This is a genomic window from Chitinophaga sp., from assembly GCF_019236475.1.
Classification (GTDB): domain Bacteria; phylum Bacteroidota; class Bacteroidia; order Chitinophagales; family Chitinophagaceae; genus Chitinophaga.
In genome coordinates this window covers 669,691-693,892 of record NZ_JAFAIX010000012.1, presented here as the reverse complement: position 1 = coordinate 693,892, position 24,202 = coordinate 669,691, and the positions used below count along the sequence as shown (strand labels likewise).

Genomic DNA, 24,202 nt, shown 5'->3' with positions numbered 1-24,202 from the left:
CAAAATCCTTGCTGCCTTTATGTTTCAATGAGGATGTGATTACCTGGAAACGGCGCCTTTTGGCTGGGGGGCAAATACCCGCCTAATTACCCACGCTAATGTAAACGAGGGTATAATATCTGTTCCGGGGAACAACTCTTCTATAAAAGTAAATACGCTACCGAAGGAGCCTAAAGTACCACCAAACATTCGATAGAAAATAAATGCTGCGATAGGGGCCCAAACAACGTCACTTACTTCGCCTAATACAGGGATGGCATAACTGGCGCATCCCACCAGATCCAGAAATACACAGAGCCACAAATTGGGAGTATATCTTTTATCCATATTCCACCTCCGCTTTTCTTTACTTAAACAAATAACTTACCAAATCAGGCAATTGTTACAACAAAGTTAAGAATAAGTATTGTTCCATTACCACAGGTCCCTACTGGTTTGCAATTACAATTTATTTGCCCTACATTTAATGGTATTATAAACACTTAATATGCCTCAGAAAAACTCACGCCGCGATATGATAAAGAAAGTCGCTACCATGGCGGTAGCCTCTACTGCTTTATCAGGATTGGCAAACAGAGTATCGGCACACGAAAACGTTATGGAAGACAAACTGAAAGGAAAAATCAACCACTCCGTTTGCGCCTGGTGCTATCCCATCCCACTGGATGATCTCTGCAAAGCCGCAAAGAAAATCGGTATCACCTCCATTGACTTGGTGAATCCACAAGACTTTGACATCCTGAAGAAGAATGACCTTACTTGCGCCATGGTGGCCAGTAATGGGAAGGAGTGGGGTATCACCCGTGGTTTCAACAACCCGGATTACCACGATAAACTGGAAGCCTACTTCAAAGACTATATAGACGCCACTGCCAAAGCAGGCTTCAAAAACCTCATCTGCTTCTCTGGTAACCGCAACGGCCTGGATGCGCAACAAGGTATTGAAAACTGCGCCAAAGGCTTGCGTCGCCTCCTTGGATATGCAGAAAAGAAAAAAGTAACCCTCGTGATGGAGCTGCTGAACAGTAAAGTAGACCACCACGATTACCAATGCGATCACACCACATGGGGCGTGGAACTCTGCAAAACACTGGGCTCAGAAAACTTCAAACTACTCTACGATATCTACCATATGCAGATCATGGAAGGGGATGTAATTCGTACCATCCGTGATAACCACCAGTACATCGCGCATTATCATACAGGCGGCGTTCCCGGCAGACATGAAATTGACGACAGCCAAGAACTCTTTTACCCTGCTATCATGCGCGCTATCTATGATACTGGCTTCAAAGGGTATGTGGCTCAAGAGTTTATCCCTAGCCAACCGGATAAATTAGCCTCCCTGGATAAAGCCGTTCATCTCTGCGATATCTAGTCTTCCTACAACTTCTATATTGCTAAATATCAATGACATCCGTTTGAACCTTCCCTTCAAACGGATGTTTTATTTTGATTGTTATCTTCCCCCGCTTACCTTTGCCGGCATTTAGTCCACAAAAATAGTAGAGTAATGAAACAATACTACAAGAAACCATTATCATGGCTACTCGCGGAATCAGCGGATGAAAGCTCCAGGACACTGAAACGTACCCTGAACGCTTTCCAGTTGACCATGCTGGGATTGGGCGTTATTATTGGCGCCGGTCTTTTCTCGCTGACAGGGATTGCTTCTGCTAATCATGCCGGTCCGGCGGTAACACTGTCTTTCGTAGTAGCTGCCATTGGCTGTGCATTTGCCGGACTATGTTATGCGGAATTTGCCTCCATGATACCGGTGGCTGGTAGTGCTTATACTTACGCCTATACTACGATGGGCGAACTGTTTGCCTGGATAATAGGGTGGGATCTGGTGCTGGAATTTTCTGTAGGTGCTGCCACTGTTTCCATTAGTTGGTCCAACTACTTGGTGAAATTCCTCTCTAATTACAATATCTACCTGCCAGAACGATGGCTACATTCTCCTTTTGAGACTTTCACCTCTCATACCGGCGAAACTATGAGCGGCATTCTCAACCTGCCGGCTGCATTGGTGGTAGTGCTGATGTCATTGATTTTGATTCGTGGTACCAAAGGTTCCGCGATCTGGAATGCGATTGTGGTATCGCTTAAAGTAGGAGTAGTATTAGTTTTCATTGCGCTGGGCTGGAAATATATTCAACCCGCCAACTTAGTGCCTTATATCCCCGCAAATACCGGCAAATTCGGTGATTTTGGCGTTTCTGGGATCTTCCGTGGAGCGGGCATTGTATTCTTCGTATTCCTTGGATTTGATATTATCAGCACAGCCGCCCAAGAAACTAAAAATCCGCGCAGAAATATGCCCATTGGCATCTTGGGATCGCTGGCTATTTGTACAGTGCTGTTTATCCTGTTTGCGCATGTGATGACTGGACTGGCCCCATATAAAGAGTTTAAAGACAGTGGCGCACCAGTGGCTATTGCTATTGCACATACGCCTTATACCTGGCTAGGACAGGCTATTCTGCTTGCAATTATAGTAGGTTATACTTCCGTTATCCTGGTGGATTTACTGGGACAAAGTCGCGTCTTTTATGCCATGTCGAAAGATGGCTTGCTACCAAAGATTTTCTCTGAAATACATCCACGTTTTCGTACACCTTGGAAGTCCAATATCCTGTTTTGCATCTTCATAAGCGTCTTTGCAGCCTTTGTGCCATTAAAGGTAGTAGGAGAGATGACCAGTATTGGAACCTTATTGGCGTTTGTGATGGTATGCGCAGGCGTATGGATCATGCGTTATACCATGCCGGATGCGCCTCGTGCTTTCCGCACGCCACTAGTGCCATTAGTGCCTATTCTGGGTATTATTTCCTGCATGGCCATGATGGTGTCGTTGCCATTAGACACCTGGCTGCGTTTAATCATCTGGATGGCTATAGGAATGGTGATCTACTATAGTTATGGCAAGAAAAACAGCAGAGTGAGAGCAGCGGAAAAAGGCTAGAAGTGCCAATCTTCTTTCAGTATGCCCATCACTACCATGTCCACAAACTGGCCATGTAGTTTGGCGCTGTCGCGCAAAACGCCTTCTCTACAGAAGCCTAATTTAATGGGAATACGCCCACTCTGTTCATTTTGAAGAACGAAGCGTATTTCAATTTTATGTATATGGAGACGCTGGAACGCATAACTGATCAATGCTTTCGAAGCAGCGGTTGCGATGCCTTTGCCTTGGAATGCTGCACCAACCCAATAGCCAATCTCTGCTTTCTGTACCAGGTGATCCCAATTATGTAAGTCTATCACCCCGCAGAATTTGTTTTCATACCAGATGCCTAATGCAAGGGCTTCTTGCTCTTCTGTTTTACGCATCATCATTTCTATGAAGCGGAGACTATGTTCTTCATTTGTATTGTAATCCACCCAAGGAAGAAACCGGCGCAATTGCTTGCGGGAGATATCCAGTTGCTGGTATACATGCGGTGCATCTGCTGGTTGCAGTTGTTTGAGAATTAATTTATCACTAACTGGAATCTCTATCATAGCCGGGAAAAGGAATAAAAGAGGCTAAACTAATAAAAAAAGCGGGAACCCATAATGGGTCCCGCCTTTACCTTTGCACCTGAACTAATTTAGTTATTGGCCAGTAACTGCTGTCTGGTCATATCCTTCACTACCTGTTGTGCATAAAGCACAGCCATCCTTGTGGTGGTAGGAGGATCAAATGATTTGGACTGAACGGAATACAGTAACTGTCCGCTCTGCAGATCGTACAGGTTACCTTCCCATTGGTACTTCGTATTTACTGAATAATATCCAGGCTGACTGCCATACCACCAGGAGTAATATGGCCAGAAACCATAAGGGCCATATGGGTAATATGCCGCACTAGGCACATATTGTCTTTGCCTTGCTTTATCCAGCATTACAATAGTCAACACCTGGTTTGCACCACTGCTACGCAGTTTGCCGACTACCTGTTTTTCTCCCATTTTGCCAAACTCCTGTGGACCAAATTCCTGCAGGGCTGACGAAGCATTATATCCTTTCCGTCTCAGTTCAGAAACCGTATAATTTTCCATCTGGCTACGGAGCGCCATATCCTTTTGAGGAACCATGGCAAACACCAATATTTTCTGATCTTTTTGCAACTGATGTGCACCATTAGCCCTCCATGAAGAAGTCACCTTTGTACTGGTACATGCCGTTGCAGTAAGTATCGCCAGCGCAGCTATTAAAAATCCCAGCTTTTTCATATACCCTCCTTTGGTTTTTGAATACGTTTATTGTTAGACGTACCAAGAGGCAATATGTAACATGCAACACCTTGTTTTAACATTCTTTTTAGGTTTGTTAACGTATTGCTACTGAACACATTAGAATAATATTAATACAATAAAAAAGGAGACATTTTCGTTGCGAAAATGCCTCCTAGAAATATTAAAAACAACTTGTTTTGTTAGTAGTTGATAACCTGCTCCTCTATGCTTGCTGGGATATCTCTGAATTCGTATAGTTGTGTGCGTAATTGCGGTTCGAAACCTGCTTCACGGATCGCTTCCTGCATAGAGCGGTAAGTAAAGCGATGAGGAGCTCCTGCTGCACTAACTACGTTTTCTTCAATCATGATAGATCCGAAGTCATTTGCACCTGCATGCAAACACAGTTGCGCTACTTGTTTACCTACTGTCAACCAGGAAGCCTGAATATTTTTGATATTAGGCAGCATGATACGACTCATAGCAATCATACGGATATATTCTTCTGCGGTAGTCATGTTATGCACACCACGGATACGGGCCAGCAGCGTATCTACATCCTGGAATGTCCAAGGAATGAACGCAGTGAAACCGTAATGTCCTTCTGGTTTTTCACTTTGTACCTGACGAATATCCACCAAGTGCTCAAAGCGCTCCAGTACAGTTTCTACGTGACCAAACATCATAGTGGCAGAAGAAGCAATGTTCAGCTTATGTGCTGCACGCATTACATCCAACCATTCCTGTGCACCACATTTGCCTTTGGAAATCAGTCGACGTACACGATCATTCAATATTTCAGCACCTGCACCTGGCAAACTATCCATACCAGCTTCTTTCAGTGCTCTCAGCACTTCAATGTGGGTACTCTTTTCCAGTTTGGTGATATGTGCCACTTCAGGGGGCCCGAGTGTGTGTAAACGTAATTCAGGATACAGTTGCTTCAACTGCTTGAAAAGATCGACATAGAAAGACAAGCCCAATTCAGGGTGATGACCTCCTTGCAGCAATAACTGATCGCCACCATATTTCAGGGTTTCATCAATTTTGCGTTTATACTCTTCAATATCAGTGATATATGCTTCTGCATGTCCCGGGATACGGTAGAAATTACAAAACTTGCAGTTGGCCGTGCACACGTTGGTAGTGTTCACGTTCCTGTCTATCTGCCAGGTAACTTTACCATGTGGTACCTGCTGCTTGCGCAATTCATTGGCAATCTGCATCAGTTCTGCCAATGGTGCATTTTCAAATAAAAATACTCCTTCTTCTGCAGTCAGAAATTCAAATTGCTGCGCCTTCTTATATAACTCCTGTAGTTCCATTGTACTTTCCTTAAAAGTTGACGGCTAAACCGAAACAAAGGTAGTGTAATTGGTTATATATAATGCGCAGGAATCTTTCAACCATATAATTGGCCGTTAGAACAAAAATATTTTATACGAAAGGTTTTAAATGTTAAATTTAGATAAATACGATACCCACATCTTCCCCAACATGGTAAAACCATTTCTGTTATGCATCGTGCTGCTCCTGGCAGCATCATGTTGTTACCAGCAAGCCAACGCAAGTACATCCCGCGCTGAAATCCCTTATGCCACTGAAAGACTAGATCAAGACAGCATTCCCAATTCCATTCTGCTGACGAAATTCAAATTCAAGCAATATTATGGAGGCGTTGTGGTGATTCAGGCTGTACTTAAAGGACACCCAGATACCCTACAGTTTATCCTTGACACCGGGAGTGCCGGCATCTCCCTAGACACTGCTACAGCAGTCAGACTCGGACTTCATCTCGTCCCATCCGACAGAACCGTCAAAGGACTGGCAGGCACCAAATTAGTATCCTTTGCGATGGATCAAACCCTGATCCTTCCTGGATTAGTGGTGGATAGTCTTGACTTCCATATTAATGATTATGAATTAATTAGCCAGGTTTATGGACTACAAGTAGACGGTATCATCGGGTATGGGTTACTAAGTCGTTATATCGTTACCGTAGATTATGATCTGGAGGAGATAGGCATCTATTCTCCTGGCAAATATCTCTATCCAAGAGGTGGCATGACGCTGCGCCCTTCTTTGACTACCATCCCAATTATTGCTGCACCGGTGCGTAATGGCAAAACCAACACCAGTAACCGATTCTTTTTCGATACAGGTGCAGGTATGTGCTTGTTGCTTTCCAATCAATTTGTAAACGACAGCGCCATAATGGCTGATAAAAAGCGTCGGAGGAAAATCATCCAAACAGAAGCCCAGGGCTTGGGAGGTCGTATGCAGATGAACCTGACCACTATTCAGGAGTTTAAAGTAGGCAACTATATTTTCCGTAATGTGCCCACTTACCTATTTGACGACACTTACGGCGTTACTTCCTATCCATACCTGGGAGGTATGATTGGGAATGATCTCCTGCGTAGGTTCAACCTCGTTCTCAATTATCCGAAAAAAGAAATTTACCTTTTACCTAATACCCATTTCAGGGATATATTCGATTATTCCTATACCGGATTGATTATCTATCTCATTGATGGTCAAGTAGAAGTAACGGATGTCATCAAAGGATCTCCTGCTGAAAAAGCAGGCTTCAAAAAGGGGGATATTATTCTTGCAATCAATAACAACATGGGGCCAAATCTCCAGGTTTTCCGTGAGATGTTGAAAAGTATTGGTACCAGGGCAGTGATACTTATTCGCAGGGATAAGGATCTTTCCATTAAAAAATTACCAATAAAAAGTATTCTTTAACGTTATTTGTGGCATGTGGCGAATCTATTGGATACTCATTGTGATTGCCGCTGCCTGTACAAATGCAAGCGCACAGCGCAAGAACACATCAGCGGAACCAGATAACACCAAGCCAGTGAGCGTAATCCCGTTCACCTTGGTCAATAACCATATCGTTTTCCCTGTTACCTTATCCGGTAGCAGTGATACGTTACATTTTATTTTCGACAGTGGAGCAGAGGTAACGGTAATGAATACACGCACTGCCGAAAGACTCAAAATGCCAAGCAATCGACAGGCGTTCATGAGCGGTGTTAACAACGGCATGATACAGGTGCCTGTCGTGACAATAAACGCACTGTATATCAAGGACATACGAATGCCTTATGTCAATGCCTACCTGGAAGACTTACGAGATCTGGGCAATGAAAAAACCAGTATTGATGGCGTTATCGGGGTGGCGTTGATGAGGACATATATCATCAGGATTGATTACAAAAATCAGCAGTTGATGTTATTTCCGAATGGCAAAACAAAAGTGAATACAGCCGGGCAGTTGATACATTTTCAGCTCAATTACACCACACCGGTTGTAGAAGCATCCATTAAATTGCCGAATGGTACTGCCCTGATGGGGAATTACCACGTTACCACTGGCGGTGATTATGGGCTACTGTTTAACTGGCCTTTTGTGGAAAAGTATAAACTAAATACCATCTTGCCCACCATCAACACAGATAAAGTGCAGGATATGGCAAAAGTGCTATATTACATCAACAGTAGTATACCACAATTGCAAATGGCCGGCAGAACTGTGAACAGCGTGCCTATTAGCTATTCCAAGGACGTGGACGACGTAGGCGTATTTGTGGAAATTGCTGGCGCTATTGGCTACGAGGTATGGAAACATTTCACTGTAACCATCAACTACAACAAAAAAGAGCTCTTTCTAGAATAGATTGACCCATAGTTCCATATAAGGGATTATCTTTACTTTTACCCTCAACTATCAAACAGGCATATGATTCATTACAATAAATTCACCTTAGCGAACGGGCTCCGTGTAATAGTACATGAGGATCATACCACTCCGATGGCGGTCCTGAATGTACTTTACGATGTAGGAGCGAGAGATGAAAATCCGGAACAGACAGGCTTTGCACACCTCTTCGAACATTTGATGTTTGGTGGCTCTGTCAATATTCCTGAATATGATGAGCCGCTGCAAATGGCGGGCGGTGAAAACAACGCCTACACCACCAGCGATCTTACGAACTACTATATCACACTACCCGCAGAAAACATCGAAACGGCCTTCTGGCTGGAAAGCGACCGTATGTTGTCGCTGGCCTTCACAGAGAAGAGTTTGGATGTACAACGGAAAGTGGTTTGTGAAGAGTTCAAAGAGCACTACATCAACAAACCTTACGGCGATGTATGGCATAAAATGCGCGCCCTGGCTTATCAAGCGCACCCTTACCGCTGGATGACTATCGGCAAGGAACTCTCTCACATTGAAGACGCCAAACTGGAAGATGTAAAAGCATTCTTCTTTAAATATTATCGTCCTATCAATGCGATCTTGTCTGTTGGTGGTAATGTAACCACAGAACAGGTGAAAGCGCTGGCAGAGAAATGGTTTGGGGATATTCCTTCAGGTGAAAAATACAATCGTAACTTACCGCAGGAACCCGAACAATCTGCACCACATGTGCTGGAAATAAAAGCCAATGTACCGCTGGATGCATTGTATAAATGCTACCATATGCAGGCGCGTTCAGACAAACGCTATTATGCCGCAGATCTTATCTCTGATATTCTCGGCGGTGGTGGCGCTTCCCGTCTGCACCAGGTACTGGTAAAAGAGAAAAAACTCTTCTCCAATATCGAATGTTATCACTTTGGCAGCCTAGATGCCGGATTGCTGACTATTGAAGGCAAACTGGTGAAAGGAGTGAAAATGAAAGATGCTGAAAAAGCCATCCAAGTAGAACTGGAGAAGCTGAAACAGGAGATCATTCCGGAAAGAGAACTCCAAAAAGTTAAAAATCGTGTCGAAAGCTTGTTGGCATTTGAAGATATGAGCCTGCTCAATCGCGCCAATAACCTGGCCTTCTACGAACTCCTCGGCGATGCAGAACTGATGAATAAAGAATTCAGTAACTACGAAAACGTTACGACTGAAGAAATTCATCGCGAAGCCCAGGTGCTGTTTGACGAAAAGAACTCCAACACAATTTATTATTACGCTGAAAACTGATGATGTGTAGCCATGCTGCTACCCATCGGCCAAAACATTAGACGATGAACAGAAGTATTCCTCCTGCGATTAAAGATGCTGTGGAGTTTGATATAAGTCTTAAGCCTTACGAAAAATTCACCCTCGATAACGGTATTCCTGTTTACGTGGTTAAATCCGACGAACAGGATACGCTTCAGTTGGAAATGGTGTTCCCTGCTGGTACCTGGTATGAAAGTCAGAGTATGGAAGCGCAGGCGACCAATTTCCTAATGAAAACCGGTACCAGCAAGCATACAGCCCTCGAGATAAACGAAAGCATTGAGTATTATGGCGCCTATCTGAACCGTAATACTTACCATGAAAACGCTACTTACACGCTGCATTGCCTCACCAAGCATACGGATGTACTGCTTCCTGTGATGCAGGAGGTCATTTTAGACCCTGTATTCCCTGAAGAGGAGCTTAACATCTACAAGCAAAATCAGAAGCAAAAACTGGCTGTAAACCTCCAGAAATGCGATTTTGTGGCCAATCGCTTCATCGATCAGTACCTGTTTGGTGAGTTCCATCCTTACGGCCGTGTGAGCTCCATGATGGGATATGATGCCTTGCAAAGAGAAGTCCTGGAAGGTTTCTACAAGAAACACTACACCTACAACAACTGTAAAATCTTTGTTGCTGGTCATCTTCCGGAAAATATGATCGAACTGCTGAATAAATATTTCGGTAGCTCTAAATGGAATGGCGAATCCAAAATTCTACGACTGGACCTGCCTATTCAGCCAGCAGAAGAAAAGAAATTCAGAATTTTTAATGATGAGAATGGTGTACAGGGAGCTGTTCGTATAGCAAGACCTTTCCCTAACCGCTACCATCCTGATTTTCCGAAGATGCTGGTGCTGAATACCATTTTCGGCGGCTATTTCGGTTCCAGGCTGATGAGTAATATCAGGGAGGAAAAAGGTTATACTTACGGTATCTATTCCCAACTGTATAACTTCCGCCAGGTAAGTGCCATTAACATCCAAACCGAAGCCGGACGCGACGTATGCGAAGCTACCATCGCAGAGGTGTACAAGGAACTGGAACAACTGCAAAACGTAGTGATTCCACAAGAAGAACTGGACCTTGTACGTAACTACATGATCGGTTCCATTCTCGGCGATCTGGATGGCGCATTCCAGATTATCCAACGCTGGAAAAACTTGATCCTCAATGATCTGGACGAAAATTACTTCTATAACAACATCAACGTCATTAAAACCATCACTGCCGAAGAACTGCAACATCTGGCGAAACAGTATATGTCGCCTGCAGATTTTTATGAACTGGTAGTGATCTAATCTGGTTAATAATGAAATACATCATCATCTGCCTGTTGCTGTTCGCTGCCACCAGCAAAGGTATTGCACAGACACAGGCAGAGATGAATAAACAAGCCAACGAAGCTTATAAAACGGCTGATAAACAGTTGAATGATATCTACCAAAATATCATGAAAGACTATTCAGCGAATAAGACCTTCACTACCAATCTCCGCGATGCACAAAGACTGTGGATACAATTCCGGGATGCCCAGGTAAAAGCCATGTATCCAGAGCCAGCCAAAAACTATGGCAGCATGTTTCCCGTGTGTAAAGCCAATTACCTCACCGAACTGACCACCCAACGTATAGAAGCACTTCGGGTATGGATCAACGGCCTGCCTCCAGGAGAAACCTGCAGCGGTTCCGTGGGAGCCCGACATTAAGTCTTTGTTTCGAATTAGTATTTTTCGGCATATAATCATATTTTTGTCGCATAGATAGATATCCTATGCGAAACCTGACCCTATACTCGCCATTTTCGGGTGTGCTACATCGTACGCCCAGCAGCAGGCAAACCCGCTCGATATTATCGAAGCCAGGTACCAGCAATGCCTTGCCAAAAGCAACAACATGTATAACTGTGCCTCCATGTATTACCGGGCGCTCGATAGCACCCTTTCCGCAACGGTACAGCAATTAAACGCTCACCTGGATGCTACTGCCATCGGCAAGTTCCAGTCTGAACAAGTTAGTTGGGAAGAGAAAAAAGATGCGTATTTCAAAAAGATAGACGAACGCGTGGAGAAGCTACACAAAAGCACCATGCAAGGCCTAGACGACGATATGATTTCTACTGATAACAAAGCTGCTTTCCTGAAAGAGCGGTTGTCGGAGTTGTATCGCGAATACGAGATTTAGTACGGCTCTAAACGGCTGAAGCATATAACACCTACACCTGCAATTAGTACCGCCGCGTTATGCGGCGGTCCCTTTCAATAATATTCATTCGGATTCCTGCTAAAACCTTTCCTGGTGGCGCAACCAGCGCTCTGGTATTTCATTGTTGCTGGCCAACAGATAGTCGTTGTATGCACATGGTACAAACTCACTGTCTGGTAATTGCATCCACCAGCGTCCTGTTTTTTTGCTTTTCAGGAACACGGTATCTATATCGGAAAAGGCTATATGAAATTCCCAGAAGGAATCACGATGTTCCAATAATGCTTCTTTGTTTTTGATGGCCCTACCATCCATAAAATACCAGATCATTTGTGAAATCTGGCGTGCAGTCAGGTTTTCCTTATCTTTCTCAGGACGATAACCATAAATACCGAAGCTGCTTAAGCGACTACTCATGCCCGCATATCGCGCCAGCAGGCAACCTTCTTCTCCGCTGAAACCGTTAGGAGAGAGGTGGTTGGCAGGAGCGTCTGTATGGCGGATGATATTGATATCCAGGCTAAACATATCGGAATGACGTAACACTGGTTCTGCTTCTTCCATATTCTCCCGTATTCTTCCTAAACGGTAGCAATCGAACCGCAGTTTATCCAGCGTTTCTAACATTCTTGGATGTACGAAATAGCTTTGGAAGCCCAGGTGATTATAATGACGGAGGTAATTAGGTTGTTCTGTGAGCATATCCATGAGGAAACGTTCACTGCGAATATTGGAATCTTCTTTCAGGTCAATCAACGCATCCGCCACAGTGGCTTCAATGATGAGTTGTTGAGAAGCATATGCTTTGTATTGTGCATAAGTGAGATCATGAGATCCACCGAGGATGATAACGGTTTTATTGGACTGTAATACTTCTGCCAAAACGGTTTTCATGGCAGCATATGCATCAGCGAGGAATGCGCCGGAGCGAAGGTTTCCCACATCTGCCAATTTAATATCCCGATGCCAGTTGTAAAGACGGTATAATTCCCGGCGAATCATATCAGGGCCGTTGGTGCCTGTTCTATTGGAATCGCTGCCTCTTTCTTCGCCTACTCCCAGCAGGATGATATCTGCGGCATCAATATCGGGAATATGATTGGCTTCATATGCGTCAATAATGCCACCAACCTGGAATGCATCATACTCCAGATCATCATTCAGCAAAGCTTTGGAAACAGGGTGCAGAAAATCCTGCAAGTGCGAAAAATCAGCCATCAGTTAATAGGATTTAATGATGGCAAACGTACAACAAGAATTTTAATTAAGAATCAAAGCAAAACGCTAAAATATGGGCACAACATATACACACAGAAGAGTGGGGACTCAACTGCTATTAGTTCTTATGAATAATGAATTCGAATGGTTTATGCGCCTTGCGGGAGATTGCTTTCTCCAGCACGGAACGTTTGTTATAAACTTTACTTCTGTTACAGTTGGCTACTTCTACTACAGCACACAGATAATCCATAGTCTCAATTAACGTCAACATCTCACTGATCTGTCTAACGGCAGATTGAATTTGCTGCTCTGTGTACTTATCTTCATGTAGCAGGATCAATAAATCTCTATCTACAGGTTTCATGAAAAATGATTGTAATTCCCCGAAAATATTGTTTGGTCAGGTATTCATGGGATAAAGATAAGGCTAATGCTTTTGTGCCGTAGGAACGTGGGTATTAATGCATTCTTTTTTTGTTCATGGTGGGACATCCGCAATCGTTTTTCTTAAATACCTTGCATCCTTCCATAGCCAGACTTCCACAAAGAAGAACAATTACCACCCATTTTATCTTATTCATACTGATGATTATATACTTATGCTTTAAATAATTCCTGCCTCAGAGTTTACCTTTTCTTAACAATGTCCATTTGTAATTTAAGCTAAATTCGCAAAAAAAATTTAATTATTTGTCCACAATCCTGTCTCCCAGAAAAATTCTTGTCGTGCCGTTGGATTGGGGCCTTGGACATGCCACCAGGGATATTCCTCTGATCCATGAAATGCTAAACGCAGGATGTAAAGTTTTTATTGCTGCTGAAGGCAAACATGCTGCTCTTTTACAACAGGAATTCCCTGATATCACTATCTTTCCGCTGCCTGGATATCGTATTCAATATGCGCAAAAAGGGAAGTTTTTCGGCTTGAAAATTATTCAACAGATTCCTAAAATTTATTGGGCTGTTAAGAATGAACAGAAATGGTTGAAAAAGATGGTGAAAGAGCATGGCATTGATGCAGTTATTTCCGATAACCGATTCGGGCTGTACCATAAATCTATCCCTACTGTTTTCATCACGCATCAATTGCTGATTAAGACGCCATTCGGGGGTTGGATTGAACGTACATTGATGAAAATCAACTACAATTTCATCAAGAAATACAGCGCCTGCTGGATACCAGATTTTACTGGCGATAATAATCTTTCCGGAGAGCTCGCGCATCCGGCTATATTACCGCCACATACTACTTACCTCGGTTGCCTTAGCCGATTTGAGCCCAAGGAAGACGTAAAGAAAAAATATGATCTGCTGGTGCTGATCTCTGGGCCTGAACCACAACGCTCCAACCTGGAGCAAATGGTCATCTCCCAAATCAAAAATTTATCTATTACTGCATTGATTGTCAGTGGAAAACCTGGCACTCCGCAGTCAGAAGAAATAGCGCCAGGCGTAACCCAAGTGAATCATTTGAATGCCACTGATTTAAATGATGCGATGCTGGCGTCTGATATGGTATTGAGCCGTTCTGGCTATACTACCTTGATGGATCTAGTGAAGCTGAATAAAAAGGCGATTTTGGTTCCTACTCCAGGACAATCGGAGCAAGTTTATCTGGGCGAATTCCTCATGGAGAAAGGTTTCTTTTACTCTTTATCTCAGGAAGAATTTAGCCTGGAACATGCGCTGAAAGAGGCTGCTGCCTTTCCTTTCAAGTCTTTCCAACACGAACAAGATATGACACGATATAAAGCGGTGGTGCAAGATTTTATCAAATCTCTCCAATAACAGTTTCTGTTTTTTGATCTATTTGTCGTCCCTGCCCGGCGGGCAGGGACGACAAATAGGAGAGTTTTGCTACCGCAGACACGGAGTCCTTTGGCTAAATATTTTTCACATCAGCACCGATGTAGATTTTCCCATCTACAATAGCTACGGGACGTTTCAAGAAGGAATATTCTTCCAGAATGAGATCATGATATTCTTTTTCTGTCAACTGCTTTTCGTGAAGCCCCATTGGACGGTACTTCTGGGAACGTCTGCTAAATAATGCCTCATAACTACCCGCCAAATCTTTCATTTCTTTTAACTGATCTGCTGTAATTTTTTCCTTTTTTATATCTTGTAATACAAAGCCTCGTGCTGATGCCTGTGTTTCTTCCAAGATCTTCTTGCAGGTTCCGCAGGTGGAAAGATGATATATCTTTTTCATATCTGTAATTTCAAGTAACAAATGTAATTTTTCCCCTCAGATATTCTCTCAAAGGAATACTGACAGGCATCCCTTAATTTTGTACATTCAAATTAATACTCGTAGGTTTAGCGATGCAAAAGAAACTATTTTTACTGGATGCTATGGCATTGATCTACAGGGCTTATTACGCCCTGATTAGAAATCCGCGCATGACCAGCACCGGGCGTAATACCAATGCGCAGTTCGGATTCACTACAACATTACTGGATCTCATCAATAAAGAAAAACCAACTCACCTGGCCGTTGCTTTCGATACGCATGCCCCCACGGAAAGACATACCACATTCACCGACTATAAAGCCAATCGTGAAGATGCACCGGAAGATCTCCTGGATGCACTTCCTGATATCCGCCGCATCCTGGAAGGATTTAACATTCCTTTGCTGGAAGTAGATGGTTATGAGGCAGATGATGTGATCGGTACCCTCGCCTGGCAGGCTGCGGATGCTGGTTACACCGTGTATATGGTAACGCCAGATAAAGACTACGGTCAACTGGTTCGGGATAATATCTTTATCTATAAGCCGCCATACATGGGTAGCAAGGAAGAAATCATGGGCCCTAAAGAGGTTTGCGACAAATGGCAGATCAAAAGTGTGTCCCAAGTAATTGATATCCTTGGCTTAATGGGTGATGCGGTGGATAATATTCCTGGTATCGCAGGCGTAGGGGAGAAAACCGCTATGAAGCTGCTGGCACAATATGAAACACTGGAAAATGTGTTGGAAAATGCAGATGCCATCGGTGGAAAAATGGGAGAGAAGATCAAAGCAGGTAAAGAGAACGCCTTGTTATCCAAACAATTGGCTACCATCATCACTGACGTGCCAGTGGCTTTCCATGAAGAAGACTTCTGCCTGAAAGAATATAAACGCGATGTACTCACGGATATCTTCACGGAGTTGGAGTTTAAAACATTGGGCAAGCGTATTCTGGGCGATAACTTCGCTTCTACTGGCGCCAACCAAGAAGCACCAGCAAGACCTTCTGCCGTGCAGACAGACCTCTTCGGTAATGTAACCGCTACAGCAGAAGCGCCAACTGCAGCTCCTTCAGAAGAAGGCATCGGCGGTAGCTTCATCGCTCCAGAAAAAAATATCAATAATACCCCGCACCAATACCACCTGATCGATACCCCTGAGAAAAGAGCAGCACTCATCAAAGACCTGCTCCAACAAAAGGAATTAGCTTTCGATACAGAAACTACCGGCAAAGACCCTAATGAAGCGGATATCGTTGGTATGAGCTTCTCTTGGAAAAAAGGAGAGGCTTATTATATACCGATGCCGGCAGATCGGGATGCGGTGATCAGCATACTGAATGAATTCAAGCCTTTGTTTGAAAATGAATCTATCCTTTTTGTAGGTCAGAACCTCAAATATGATATGATCATTCTCAAATGGTATGGCTTTGAAATAAAAGGGCTCGTGTTTGATACCATGCTAGCCCATTACCTGGTGGAGCCAGAAGGCAGACGCAGTATGGATTACCTGGCTGCGCAATACCTTGGTTATGAACCTGTCTCTATTGAAACATTGATCGGCAAAGGGAAAAATCAACTCAGCATGCGCGATGTGGAAGTAGAAAAGGTATCCGATTACGCAGCGGAAGATGCAGATGTGACCTTGCAATTGAAAGAGGTCTTCGCGCCTATGTTGCCCACCAAACAAGTGGAAAAAGTTTTCTTCGATGTGGAAAACCCACTGACTAAAGTGCTAACAGATATGGAATACGAAGGTATTGCCATTGATACCAAAGCACTGGCTGATTATTCCCGCGAACTGGAAACAGAAATCAGAAGAGCCGAAGAAAGTGTTTATGAGCAAGCTGGCGAACGATTTAAGCTGGCGTCTCCCAAACAACTCGGCGAAATACTCTTCGAAAAACTGCAACTGGATCCAAAAGCCAAAAAAACGAGGACAGGACAATATGCTACTGGGGAAGAGGTGCTGCAAAAGCTGTCTTCTAAACATAAAATCGTAGAAGATATCCTCATCTTCCGCGAATTGAGCAAACTGAAATCCACCTACGTAGACTCGTTACCGTTATTACTGAATAAACGCACCAACCGTATCCACACTTCTTATAATCAGGCAGTTGCGGTGACCGGTCGTTTGTCTTCCAATAATCCAAATCTGCAGAATATACCTATTCGTACAGACAGAGGTCGTGAAATCCGTAAGGCGTTCATTCCACGCAATGAGGAATTCCAGTTACTGTCTGCCGACTACTCCCAGATAGAACTGCGTATCATCGCTGCGATCAGTAAGGATGAACAGATGATGGAAGCATTCCGTTCTGGTACCGACATTCACGCGGCTACTGCGGCAAAAGTGTATAATGTGCCACTGACAGAAGTGACATCTGATATGCGCCGAAATGCGAAGAGTGTGAACTTTGGTATTATTTATGGAGTAAGTGCGTTCGGATTGTCAGAAAATCTGGGCATCAGCAGGTCTGAAGCCAAGACGTTGATAGACAACTACTTCTCTCAATATCCTGCCATTAAGCAATACATGGAAGACCAGGTGAAATCTGCACAGAAAAAAGGCTATGTAGAAACGATCTTGGGGCGAAAACGCTGGCTGAAGGATATTAATTCATCCAACGCAGTAGTAAGAGGTTTTGCAGAACGAAATGCGATCAACATGCCGATCCAGGGTACTGCCGCAGACATGATCAAGCTGGCCATGATATCCATTCACAAAGCCTTTAAAGAAAATGGATTTAAATCCAGGATGATCCTGCAAGTACATGACGAGCTTGTCTTTGACGCACATCGTTCCGAAATAGAAATAATAAAACCTGTAATTCTTGATTGCATGCGTAATGCCTTGCCATTGGCCGTTCCTGTAGAAGCAGAAATGGGTATTGGTAATAACTGGCTGGAAGCGCACTAACTAAGATATACTGTGGCCCATTATATGTTCAGGCAGCCGGATGATGCACATCCGGCTACCTGCTCGACTTATTGAATCCCAAAACCTGAATATAAATATTCCCAAAAGTTTTTGACTCGTTATCGACATGATCTTGACAAAGCACCTGCAATTGTTGCCGTGCACACTACAACACTTTGAACTGTTCCTTCAAGGTAGTGATGTATTGGCAAACCATCTGGGTATTAGCATCTCAGAAAACTGGATTGAATACCCAGAAGTAATTCTTGTTACCTATGATAAGCTACGAAATGACCCTACCTTATTGGGCTGGTTTTTCTACATGGTCATCCACCAAGAAAAAAGAGAACTGATAGGAGCAGGTGGTTTCAAAGGAAAACCCGATGCCAATGGCATTGTGGAAATTGCCTATGAAATCAGTCCCGAACACAGGGAACAAGGCCTGGGAACCGAAATGGCCCAAGCCCTGATCAATTTTGCCTTTGGTCATTCATATGTAAAAAGTGTAATTGCCCATACTGAAGAGGAATATAATGCCTCTGTTAAAATATTACAGAAAATTGGAATGTCATTCGCTGGAGCCATGAAAAACAAGGATGATGAGGCTCTCTGGGAATGGAAAATCACCCGTGAACAATTCGAAAAAGACCTCGTTTTACACGCAGCAGAGAGACCTGAGCAGTAACCCGCTCATCAAACTTTTAGCTTTTTGAAAGGGCTGTTTCCCTTATATTTGGTCCTTTGATAAAAAATTCAGTCAATATTATATGATGAAGAAATGGCTCATATGTGCTGCTGTTTTCTGCAGTACAGCGGCATTTGCGCAAACCGCCACCAACATAGAGGGCAGCAAATACCAATTCACCACTATTAAGAACATGGACGCCTTTGATGTTCAGAACCAAGGCCGTACCGGTACTTGCTGGTCTTTCTCCGGCATGTCTTTCCTGGAATCCGAACTGCTCCGCAATGGCAAAGGAAAAGGCCTGAACTTGAGCGAAATGTTCGTAGTGCGTAAAATGTACCCTTTAAAAGCGGACAACTTTGTAAGAATGCACGCTAAAGCCAACTTCGGCGAAGGTGGCGGATTCCCTGATGATATCCTCTGCCTCCGTGAATATGGTCTGGTTCCTCAGAGCGTATACGATGGCAACCGCCAGAAATCATACAACCACGCAGAAATGGAAAGTCTGCTGGAAGGCTTGGTAACCAAAGTAGGTAACTCCAATGGTACCATCAATCCTGAATGGAAAAAAGCTTTTGACGGCATCCTGAATGCTTACATGGGCGATGCTCCTGCTAAATTCGACTATAACGGTAAATCCTATACGCCGCAGTCTTTCGCTAAAGAACTGGGACTGAATGCTGATGATTATGTACTGATCACTTCCTTCACTCACCACCCATACAACGCACCATTTGTACTGGAAGTACCAGACAACTGGAACTGGGAAAAAGCATATAACGTAGACATGAACGATTTCACCAACATCGCTGAAAACGCTATCATGAACGGTTATACCATTGCATGGGCTGCTGACGTAAGCGAAAAAGGCTTCAACTTTAAAGAAGGTCTGGCGATCGTTCCTGATAAAGATTGGTCTGATATGTCTGCCGAAGAAAAGAAAAATGCATTCCTGCAACCTGTTCAGGAGAAAACTATCACTGCTGAAGTGCGCCAACATGCTTTCGATAACTACGAAACTCAGGACGACCACGGTATGCACATCGTAGGTATGGTGAAAGACCAGAACGGTAAAAAATACTTCCGTGTTAAAAACTCTTGGGGTACTGAAAACTTCGGTCAGGGTTACTTCTACGCTTCCCTGCCTTACTTCCAGTATAAAACCACTAGCTACATGGTAAACAAAAAAGCTTTACCTGCTGACGTTGCAAAGAAATTGGGAATTAAATAAGGTCTGTACTGGCTTTGTTAGAGTAAGATATTTCCCATAAAAAAAGATCCCGCCTTCGTGGCGGGATTTTTTTATGTCTTTTTTATTTTTTTGACGATGTCAACCAAAAGAAATTGACAACGTCCACTTTGCTTGGTATCAATGTTTTAGGAGATCGCTTCAAAGCTGCCAATACCTTCACGTATCAGTTCAGGTACATCGCCGGTACAATCCACCACCGTGGAAAATCCAATACCACCGGGACCGCCATCTACCACTATATCTACTTGCTTACCGAATTTTTCATAGATCACTTCTGGATCAGTATACTCTTCTACGTTATATTCTATGGGCAGCGTAGTACTCATGATAGGATTGCCCAACTCGTTTACGATCGTCCGACAAATATTATTGTCAGGAACCCTTATACCCACCGTGTCTTTTTTTGTTTTCAACAACTTGGGTACCATTTTACTGGCGTTAAAAATGAAAGTATATGGCCCCGGAAGCGCCTTCTTCAACATACGGAAAATAGGCGTATCCACACTTTTCGCATAATCGGAGAGATGGCTAAGATCATAACAGATAAAGGAGAAATTGGCTTTCTTCGGATCTATCTGCTTAATGCGCGCTACACGCTCTATCGCTTTCTGCTGGGTAATATCACACCCTAACCCATACACAGTATCTGTAGGGTAAATAATCACACCGCCATCTTTCAAACATTCGATAATCGTCTTGATATTGCGGGGATTTGGGTTATCCGGATGTACATGTAAAAGCATATTCAAATTTAACGAAAATGCATGTCAATTTATCTTACTAACTTTCCGGCCGATTTTTCTAAACCTACTTGGATGAAGCTTAAAGGAATTGTTCCGAGAATGTGGAGGAGATTGAAACGTGTGCTACTGGTCTTATTTATTGCCCATTTCGTATATATCATTATCCTGAAATGGGTGAATCCGCCCATTACCATCACACAGATCTCCAGTTGGTTCAGCCTCTGGGGAACCGATAAAAAACTTCATAAAACCTGGGTGTCTTATAACGACATTTCTCAGCACGCCAAGTTGGCGGTGATAGCCAGTGAAGACCAGCTTTTCACAGATCATGATGGCTTCGATTATAAATCGATCGAAAAAGCCATGAAACATAATGCTACCAGCAAAAAAATTCGTGGGGCCAGTACAATCAGTCAGCAAGTAGCCAAGAATGTATTTCTTTGGCAGGGTAGAAGCTGGGTCAGGAAGGGGTTGGAAGTCTATTTTACCTTCATGATTGAAAAAATATGGGGGAAACAACGCATCCTGGAAGTATATCTGAATGTGGCGGAAACCGGAGAAGGTCTCTTTGGATTTGAATCTGCCGCCCAGGCTTATTATAATAAAAGCGCCGCTCAACTCAACAGAGAGGAAGCGGCCATGATTACCGCTGCGCTTCCAAATCCTGTAAAATATACCGTGAATCCACCTGCGCGCATTACTGCATACAGGCAACGAAAAATCCTCATCCAGATGCGCAATATTGCTGCGGACCCTGATATCGCGGAACTGGTTACAAGTCAGAAATAGGAGCGCCTTGTAATAGCTGCTCCACTGCCGCTACTGCATGCGCTTCGCGCTGCTCATAACTGCCGTGTATATCCACAAATGGAACGCCTGATTGCATGGCGATATCACGGTAAATATTATAGAAATACTGGCGCATTTCAGGCTCGGGGTACTCCCGTTGAGGATCTTCCTCCCAAGGCAAGTCGATGTTGGTAAGGAGATACAGGTCACATTCCTGTGCTGCAATCATTTGAAGGATTTGATGGTCGCAGTCGCCATATTTATGTTCACTCCACACCTTAATCACATACAAATCGGTATCGCAGACCAATAAGTTATTGGCGGTAGCCGCATACTGTTTTTCCAGCGCCAATTGCCCTTCGGCTATGCTTAGCAGGTCTTCTTGTACGTACGGCCTATCCAATTGGGCAATGTACTCGCGGGCATATTCCGGTGTCCAGGTGGTATGAAATCTCCGGGCCAGCATTTCACTCAGCGTACTTTTTCCTGTAGACTCAGGACCTATAACAACTACTTTTTTCATGATGGAGCGCTTTCATTTGCCAGAACCTCGTCGCGCCAGCTAAAATATCCAAATATGGCAATGATAAATAAAAAGATCGTCAGTAATGACGTGAGATACAGATGCTTATAAAACAACAATGGAATCGCCACCAGGTTGGAAATGTTCAATAATATCCAGTTTTCCACCTTACGTTTAGCCAGTAACCACATACCCGCGCAAGCGGTGGCAGAAACAAAGGAATCCCATGCGGGAGTAGGAGAATCGGAGAAAGTATGCAACAGGAAGAAGAAAATTCCCCAACCTACAACCGCTATTCCAATAGCAGTCCAGATTTCCCGGGAAGTAGTGTGCGTAATCTTCACATGCTCATGCGACTGCCCTCTACGACGTGCCCAGTAAATCCAACCATAAACGCTCATAATGAAATAATAAGCATTCAAGGTGGCTTCTGCATATAATTTGAAATGTTCGTGGGAGAGAAGGTAAACGTAAATACCAGTGCTGACAAGCCCTGTAGGGTAAACAAGGATATTATTTTTCTTCTGGAAGATGACGGATATAACGCCAAAAATTACAGCCACCAACTCCCATCTCGTCATTTCGTGATACCCATTCAGTAGGCCCTGGTATATTTCGTTCATGGGGTGAAATTAAAACGAAAATCCGGAAGCCGTAGCGATTACGGCTTCCGGCGGTTATTTATTTTTCACCAATCAGGGTACCTGATACATTCCAGAAACTCTGGCTAGTACCGGCTGGTTTGCCCTGGGGAATAGCAATTTTGAAGGTATGCTTACCTGGCTTCATATCAGGCAGATTGATGAACACCGGAGCACTTAAGGTTCCTGGGCACCAGTTAGATCTGCTCAGATCTGAAGAAGAAAGCCCGTTTCCAAAATTACCGGAAGCAGGGTTAGAATAGCGATAAGTGGCACAATCCGTACGCCACGGGATAAAGTGATAAACGCTTTGGTTATCCACAAAAATCTCATTCTGCTTAGGGTTGAACTCATCGCCGCCGCCCCAGCCACCATGGCCGGTAGTCAGGTAGCGCAGTTGCAGATTTTTCACGCCTTCCGGAATATTTACGGTTACGGTCAGGGAGTCCTGATCAAATAATGTAGCATATTCCTGTCCCGCCATCTCCATTACATTGGTAGTGTTGAAAATAGGCATCGCCCAGTTACGACCGGTATTCGCCTCATCTTCATCATCACCTGGATAATATTTGAAAGACAGGCTCACTTTATGGCCACCTTTATCGTAGTTGCCGAGATATACACCAATCCAAACTTCTCCCTGAAGGGCACTTTTCAGTTCGGTGATATCTTGCTTGTAGATAACGGAGTCGGCCCAGTTGTAACCCTTGATTTTCACTTGGTTATTAAACTGACGCACCCCAAAAGGTGTGAAAAACCGCATTACTTCCAGAAGAGGCAGATAATGCTCTGTTGCTACCATTCCCTGGTATTTTTTACCATTTCTGGCGTGATATAACGGTAATGCACCTACGCCTTTTTTCAGGCCATCCAGGAAAGTGGTATCGGTGCTAGTTGGAATAACGAATACGGAGCCGGTACGGTCATAGGCATCGCCGTTAGAATACTGTACCAGGTCAGCAAAGAGGGTTTCGCCTTTTTTAACAGCAGGCAGTTTCACCTTTTTGAGAATGATGGTTCCACCAGCAAAGTGGTAGGTTTTATCCGCCTGATCACCTTCCGGGTTAGGGGTATTATTGCCCCAACTGATTTGTTCCGACTGGAAAATAGGTAGGGTAGTATAACGACTGTCGATCACCGCACGCATGTAAGCAGCATCGTCTACTTGCTGGCCGAAGTTGGAAGGCCATGCTAGTTCCTGGGATGTTACTTTGCGGTATTCGATTTTGCGGGCAATGGTTTCGCTGTTGCCATTGCGCACTACGCGCAGTACGAGCCCGAGAGCAGGAGCGTAGCTGAGCATAGGCGTACCTTTCAATTTGAGGGCATCCGTATACCATACCTCAATGGTATTGGAACGAACGAAAAGTTTGGCCTTTTTGCAAGGGATACCGAGAATGGTAGCCGTATCGGGGAGTAACTCAGGCTGTGGATGTTCGCCGAAAGGTTTTTTCAGCGTGTATACCTCACCGTTGGGAAGGGTCAGTACTTGGAGGGTATTGTTGTCTTTGTAATCCAGGTATTGTTGTTCCTTCTGGGCTTTGCCGCCGGGAATCAGGTGTACCTGTTGATGATCCACCACCATTTTAAAGCCTTCACCAGTAGAAGGTTTTCCGTTGTTTACAAAGCCGTAGGTAATTACGGCAACAGTACTGTCTGTTTTCTTTTTCTGCTGGGCGGCAGTTGGCAGGGCCGCGGCAAGACAAATCCAGGCGAGTAGTCCTTTCATTTTTTTCATTGCTTTTTGGTCACA

General features: G+C 43.9%; 24 protein-coding genes. 13 read left to right on the top strand and 11 right to left on the bottom strand.

Annotation, left to right across the window (positions count from 1 at the left end; all coding sequences use genetic code 11):
- Positions 1-39 precede the first annotated feature (39 nt).
- On the bottom strand, positions 40-327 hold the full coding sequence (locus tag JO154_RS19045; RefSeq protein WP_291948453.1) for a hypothetical protein: 288 nt from the start codon (positions 325-327) through the stop codon (positions 40-42).
- Positions 328-514: 187 nt separating this feature from the next.
- On the opposite strand from JO154_RS19045, the gene JO154_RS19040 reads away from it, so the two are divergent.
- Positions 515-1,378, top strand: coding sequence for a TIM barrel protein (locus JO154_RS19040; protein ID WP_291948451.1), 864 nt, complete (start codon positions 515-517; stop codon positions 1,376-1,378).
- Between the two features lie 135 nt (positions 1,379-1,513).
- Positions 1,514-2,968 carry an amino acid permease gene (locus tag JO154_RS19035; RefSeq protein WP_291948449.1) on the top strand — a complete coding sequence of 485 codons (1,455 nt, stop codon included), beginning with the start codon at positions 1,514-1,516 and terminating at the stop codon, positions 2,966-2,968.
- Here JO154_RS19035 and JO154_RS19030 read toward each other — a convergent pair.
- The 3 genes from JO154_RS19030 to mqnC all read right to left on the bottom strand — a co-directional run bounded on the left by JO154_RS19030 (position 2,965) and on the right by mqnC (position 5,548).
- Positions 2,965-3,507, bottom strand: a complete 543-nt coding sequence (locus JO154_RS19030; protein WP_291948448.1) for a GNAT family protein — start codon at positions 3,505-3,507, stop codon at positions 2,965-2,967. The genes JO154_RS19035 and JO154_RS19030 overlap by 4 nt on opposite strands.
- An 89-nt stretch (positions 3,508-3,596) precedes the next feature.
- On the bottom strand, positions 3,597-4,220 hold the full coding sequence (locus tag JO154_RS19025) for a hypothetical protein (protein ID WP_291948446.1): 624 nt from the start codon (positions 4,218-4,220) through the stop codon (positions 3,597-3,599).
- Positions 4,221-4,423: 203 nt separating this feature from the next.
- Complete coding sequence (mqnC, locus tag JO154_RS19020; protein ID WP_291948444.1) at positions 4,424-5,548, bottom strand: cyclic dehypoxanthinyl futalosine synthase; 1,125 nt, start codon at positions 5,546-5,548, stop codon at positions 4,424-4,426.
- 130 nt (positions 5,549-5,678) lie between these two features.
- Here mqnC and JO154_RS19015 point away from each other — a divergent pair, with 130 nt between their 5' ends.
- From JO154_RS19015 to JO154_RS18990, 6 genes are all read left to right on the top strand, one after another.
- Positions 5,679-6,974 (top strand): aspartyl protease family protein, encoded by a 1,296-nt coding sequence (locus JO154_RS19015; RefSeq protein ID WP_291948442.1) that lies wholly within the window; start codon positions 5,679-5,681, stop codon positions 6,972-6,974.
- A gap of 13 nt (positions 6,975-6,987) precedes the next feature.
- Positions 6,988-7,911 carry a retropepsin-like aspartic protease gene (locus tag JO154_RS19010; RefSeq protein WP_291948440.1) on the top strand — a complete coding sequence of 308 codons (924 nt, stop codon included), beginning with the start codon at positions 6,988-6,990 and terminating at the stop codon, positions 7,909-7,911.
- 63 nt (positions 7,912-7,974) lie between these two features.
- Entirely contained in the window at positions 7,975-9,213 is a 1,239-nt protein-coding gene (locus JO154_RS19005; protein WP_291948438.1) for a pitrilysin family protein, read from the top strand.
- 44 nt (positions 9,214-9,257) lie between these two features.
- A complete protein-coding gene (locus JO154_RS19000) occupies positions 9,258-10,538 on the top strand; it encodes a pitrilysin family protein (protein WP_291948436.1) in 1,281 nt (426 codons plus the stop codon).
- Positions 10,539-10,549: 11 nt separating this feature from the next.
- The gene (locus JO154_RS18995; protein WP_291948434.1) at positions 10,550-10,945 is read left to right on the top strand and encodes a lysozyme inhibitor LprI family protein; all 396 of its coding nucleotides are present in this window, start codon (positions 10,550-10,552) and stop codon (positions 10,943-10,945) included.
- A gap of 187 nt (positions 10,946-11,132) precedes the next feature.
- Positions 11,133-11,420 carry a lysozyme inhibitor LprI family protein gene (locus tag JO154_RS18990; RefSeq protein ID WP_366935594.1) on the top strand — a complete coding sequence of 96 codons (288 nt, stop codon included), beginning with the start codon at positions 11,133-11,135 and terminating at the stop codon, positions 11,418-11,420.
- Positions 11,421-11,519: 99 nt separating this feature from the next.
- On the opposite strand, the gene JO154_RS18985 is transcribed toward JO154_RS18990, so the two are convergent.
- Both JO154_RS18985 and JO154_RS18980 read right to left on the bottom strand, forming a co-directional pair.
- Positions 11,520-12,659 (bottom strand): formimidoylglutamase, encoded by a 1,140-nt coding sequence (locus JO154_RS18985; RefSeq protein ID WP_291948432.1) that lies wholly within the window; start codon positions 12,657-12,659, stop codon positions 11,520-11,522.
- Between the two features lie 118 nt (positions 12,660-12,777).
- Complete coding sequence (locus tag JO154_RS18980) at positions 12,778-13,026, bottom strand: hypothetical protein (protein WP_291948430.1); 249 nt, start codon at positions 13,024-13,026, stop codon at positions 12,778-12,780.
- A gap of 326 nt (positions 13,027-13,352) precedes the next feature.
- On the opposite strand from JO154_RS18980, the gene JO154_RS18975 reads away from it, so the two are divergent.
- Entirely contained in the window at positions 13,353-14,450 is a 1,098-nt protein-coding gene (locus JO154_RS18975; RefSeq protein WP_291948428.1) for a glycosyltransferase, read from the top strand.
- A 94-nt stretch (positions 14,451-14,544) separates the two neighbouring features.
- Here the strand turns inward: JO154_RS18975 and JO154_RS18970 are convergent, their stop codons facing one another.
- Entirely contained in the window at positions 14,545-14,874 is a 330-nt protein-coding gene (locus tag JO154_RS18970) for an ArsC/Spx/MgsR family protein (RefSeq protein WP_291948426.1), read from the bottom strand.
- A gap of 113 nt (positions 14,875-14,987) precedes the next feature.
- On the opposite strand from JO154_RS18970, the gene polA reads away from it, so the two are divergent.
- From polA to JO154_RS18955, 3 genes are all read left to right on the top strand, one after another.
- The gene (polA, locus tag JO154_RS18965; protein ID WP_291948424.1) at positions 14,988-17,816 is read left to right on the top strand and encodes a DNA polymerase I; all 2,829 of its coding nucleotides are present in this window, start codon (positions 14,988-14,990) and stop codon (positions 17,814-17,816) included.
- A gap of 127 nt (positions 17,817-17,943) precedes the next feature.
- Positions 17,944-18,501 carry a GNAT family N-acetyltransferase gene (locus JO154_RS18960; RefSeq protein WP_291948422.1) on the top strand — a complete coding sequence of 186 codons (558 nt, stop codon included), beginning with the start codon at positions 17,944-17,946 and terminating at the stop codon, positions 18,499-18,501.
- 82 nt (positions 18,502-18,583) lie between these two features.
- On the top strand, positions 18,584-19,732 hold the full coding sequence (locus JO154_RS18955) for a C1 family peptidase (RefSeq protein ID WP_291948420.1): 1,149 nt from the start codon (positions 18,584-18,586) through the stop codon (positions 19,730-19,732).
- A gap of 146 nt (positions 19,733-19,878) precedes the next feature.
- Here the strand turns inward: JO154_RS18955 and JO154_RS18950 are convergent, their stop codons facing one another.
- Entirely contained in the window at positions 19,879-20,496 is a 618-nt protein-coding gene (locus JO154_RS18950) for an L-threonylcarbamoyladenylate synthase (protein WP_291948418.1), read from the bottom strand.
- A gap of 72 nt (positions 20,497-20,568) precedes the next feature.
- Here JO154_RS18950 and mtgA point away from each other — a divergent pair, with 72 nt between their 5' ends.
- Positions 20,569-21,285, top strand: coding sequence for a monofunctional biosynthetic peptidoglycan transglycosylase (gene mtgA / locus JO154_RS18945; protein WP_291948415.1), 717 nt, complete (start codon positions 20,569-20,571; stop codon positions 21,283-21,285).
- Here the strand turns inward: mtgA and JO154_RS18940 are convergent.
- From JO154_RS18940 to JO154_RS18930, 3 genes are read right to left on the bottom strand one after another with little or no spacing between them, the layout of a single operon-like run.
- Positions 21,269-21,808 (bottom strand): ATP-binding protein, encoded by a 540-nt coding sequence (locus JO154_RS18940; RefSeq protein ID WP_291948413.1) that lies wholly within the window; start codon positions 21,806-21,808, stop codon positions 21,269-21,271. The two genes, mtgA and JO154_RS18940, sit on opposite strands and share 17 nt — an antisense overlap.
- Positions 21,805-22,431 carry a nicotinamide riboside transporter PnuC gene (pnuC, locus tag JO154_RS18935; RefSeq protein WP_291948411.1) on the bottom strand — a complete coding sequence of 209 codons (627 nt, stop codon included), beginning with the start codon at positions 22,429-22,431 and terminating at the stop codon, positions 21,805-21,807. Before pnuC ends, JO154_RS18940 begins: the two co-directional genes overlap by 4 nt.
- Positions 22,432-22,489: 58 nt before the next feature.
- Positions 22,490-24,178, bottom strand: coding sequence for a PNGase F N-terminal domain-containing protein (locus JO154_RS18930; protein ID WP_291948409.1), 1,689 nt, complete (start codon positions 24,176-24,178; stop codon positions 22,490-22,492).
- Positions 24,179-24,202: the final 24 nt, after the last annotated feature.